Raw genomic sequence first — 2,801 nt, forward strand, 5'->3', positions numbered from 1 at the left:
ACGGCTCGACGCGGAGATGCCTGATGTAGATGACGCTCTGTTCCTGCGTATTCAGGAGGCGATCAGCGATGGCCGCGCGCCCGTGCCGGGTGGCCAGCCCATACCGTTGCCCACCGAGCGGCGAGGCCGAGTACATCCCTGGCTTTGGGGCCTTGCGGCATCCATCATGCTCGGCACCGTGCTGACGGCAAGCCTCTGGATGACCAGGGGCGACGGCGAGCATGAGGTGCTGCGCGGGCCCAAGGAGACGATACTCATCGACAGCGACCCTTCAGCCCGCTTGGCGCAGTTGCGCGTTCTGCTCGAGGGTGCGGGGGCGACGCCTGACGTGCGCGTCGACAAGGCCGGCACGATCGTCATCACGGTAGCCGGGACACCCCAGGTGCTGGATGCGCTCGGTGGCGAGCGCATCTACCCACAGCCGACCGACGGCAAGATCATCCTCGTTATCGAGAAGCCGGCCGCGCAGAAGCCCTGAGCCGCTCCTGCCGCTGCGACAGCGGCCCGCTACCGCCAGTTCCCCATCAGGACGAAGGGAGCCCAGTAGAAGGGGTGCGAGGTGCGTGGCTGAGAGGCTAGGGCTATCTGTGCCTGGCGCAGTGCCTCGATCTTGGAGAGGCTGGACTGTGTGCGACGGCGGTACATGTCGCCCATGAGGGATGCGGTGCTGCTGTCGGCGACCTTCCACAGCGTGGCCACCGAAGTTCACCACTTCCACCCCCATTTCGACCGTTCTGAAGCTCCAGCACCCAATGCAATCAACAACTTAGTGTCGCTTCGGTCGGAACTCGTGTAGTTCCACGTTTTGGTCCTGAAGTTATTGCGAGCTTTAGCTGCGTGGCATACAGTAGCGCCATGTTCTTGAAGCTCAACAAGAGCGGCGGCCGGCTCTATGCCCAACTGGCGGAGTCCTATCGCGACGATCAGGGTCGCCCCCGCAATCGCGTCATCGCCACGCTCGGCCGCGTCGATCGCGCCGACTCCAACTTGGAGTCCGTCCTCAACGGCTTGCTTCGTGCCACCGGCCGCGGTACCGCCGACGCGGTACCGACCGTGCAATTCGAGCAATCCTTGGCTTTTGGCGATGTGTGGGTGCTGCACCAGCTGTGGCACCAACTCGGCCTGGATCGCCTGGGCGAACTCTTCCGCGGGCGCCGCGAGCACCGCACCGAGTTGCTGCTTCGCCTGATGGTCTTCAACCGCCTGTGCGACCCTGGCTCCAAGCTGGGCGTGCTTCGCTGGATGCAGACCGCCGCCATCCCCGAGCTTCCTGCCCCCGGCGACATCACACACGCGCAGCTGCTGCGTGCCATGGATGACTGGGAGGCCATTGAACCGAAGGTCCACGCCCATCTGGCCTCGCTTCTGCTGCCGCTCATCGACACCGAACTGTCGGTGGTGTTCTATGACGTCACCACCGTTGGCGTGTGCGGCGAGTCCGTACTGCCCGGCGATGTCCGCGCCTACGGCCGCAGCAAGCGCGACACCATCGAGCGCCAGTTCGCCCTCGGCCTGGTGCAGACCGCAGACGGCCTGCCCATCGCCTACGAGGTCTTCGAAGGCAACGTCGCCGAGACCGCGACGCTGATGCCGATGGTGCATCGAGTGCTGCAGCGCTACGCGATCTCGCGCGTGGTGCTGGTGGCTGACCGCGGCTTGCTCAGCATGGACAACCTGGAGCAGATCCAGGCGTTGCGACTGCCCAGCGGCAAGCCGATGGAGTTCGTGCTGGCCGTGCCGGCACGCCGCTACGCGGAGTTCGCTCCCCTCATCAGCAGCATGGGCCCCGGCGCCACCGCCACCGCCACCGCAGCGCAGTGGGTCGACGAGCGTCCTTGGAGCCCCGGCGATGAAGGCGACGCGCCGCCCGCGACCGCGCTTCGCCTGGTGGTGGCCCACGATGCGCAGCAGGCCGCACTGGCCACCGAACGCCGGCTCGCCAAGATCGCCGAACTGCAGGCCCTGGCCGAGCGCTGGAGCGGCAAGCTCGACGCGCAGGATGCCGGCGCGAAGCCCCGCGGCCGCCGGTTGTCGGACAAGGGTGCGACGGCCCGCATGTACCACGCCGTCGCCCAGGAACGCCTGAGCACCGTGCTGCGCGTCGATCTGAAGGGCTCGCTGTTCAGCTACACCATCGACGAGGCGATGCTGCAGCGGCTGCAGTCCTTGGACGGCAAGCTCGTGCTGCTGAGCAACGTGCGCGATCTGGGCGCCGCCGCGTTGGTTGAGCGCTACAAGAGCCTGGCCGATATCGAACGAGGCTTCCGAGTGCTCAAGAGCGACATCGAGATCGGGCCGGTCTACCACCGGCTGCCTCAGCGCATACGTGCACACGCCGGCATTTGCTTCCTCGCGCTCGTGCTCCACCGGGTCATGCGCATGCGGCTGCGCCAAGCCGGTAACGAGCACTCGCCCACGAGCGCGCTCCAACTGCTGGGCCGCTTGCAGCAGCATCATGTCGCCCTCAACGGCCTGCGTCCGGTGCGCGGTCTGGGCCGTATCGACACACTGCAGCAGCGCTTGTTCAGTGCGCTGGGCATCCCGCAACCTCATACCGAGCAAGTCCAACACGAGCAGCTGAGCCTCCCGCTGTAGTCTTGTAAACGCGCATCGGTTCTAGGCGCGACAACGACTTACGCGCCAGTTCTGGTGAACTTGGGAGCAAGGTTCACTGCGCTCATTCTTCCTCGCCGGCCGCTTGCCGCACGCCGCTGCGGTCAGGTCACCTGCAACGTTATACGGCGCATTCAGCCGCTATGCGTACGCAGGCTTGACAATCCGTATTGTTCGCTGATCATTGC

3 protein-coding genes are annotated in these 2,801 nt (G+C 65.8%); 2 read left to right on the forward strand and 1 reads right to left on the reverse strand.

Annotated features, from left to right (window positions below; translation table 11 throughout):
- The coding region (locus tag ACK59X_RS29690) for a hypothetical protein (RefSeq protein ID WP_409962260.1) at positions 1-478 on the forward strand (478 nt) is incomplete at its 5' end.
- A gap of 29 nt (positions 479-507) precedes the next feature.
- On the opposite strand, the gene ACK59X_RS29695 is transcribed toward ACK59X_RS29690, so the two are convergent.
- Entirely contained in the window at positions 508-699 is a 192-nt protein-coding gene (locus ACK59X_RS29695; protein WP_409962262.1) for a CHAT domain-containing protein, read from the reverse strand.
- A 156-nt stretch (positions 700-855) separates the two neighbouring features.
- Between ACK59X_RS29695 and ACK59X_RS29700 the strand changes: the two genes are divergently transcribed.
- Complete coding sequence (locus tag ACK59X_RS29700; protein ID WP_409962264.1) at positions 856-2,595, forward strand: IS1634 family transposase; 1,740 nt, start codon at positions 856-858, stop codon at positions 2,593-2,595.
- Positions 2,596-2,801: the final 206 nt, after the last annotated feature.

It is taken from the genome of Acidovorax sp. (assembly GCF_046339755.1).
GTDB lineage: Bacteria > Pseudomonadota > Gammaproteobacteria > Burkholderiales > Burkholderiaceae_C > Acidovorax.

Excerpts from the sequence above, each read along its gene's own strand:
- ACK59X_RS29700 (WP_409962264.1), top strand. The coding sequence starts at position 856 with ATGTTCTTGAAGCTCAACAAGAGCGGCGGCCGGCTCTATGCCCAACTG.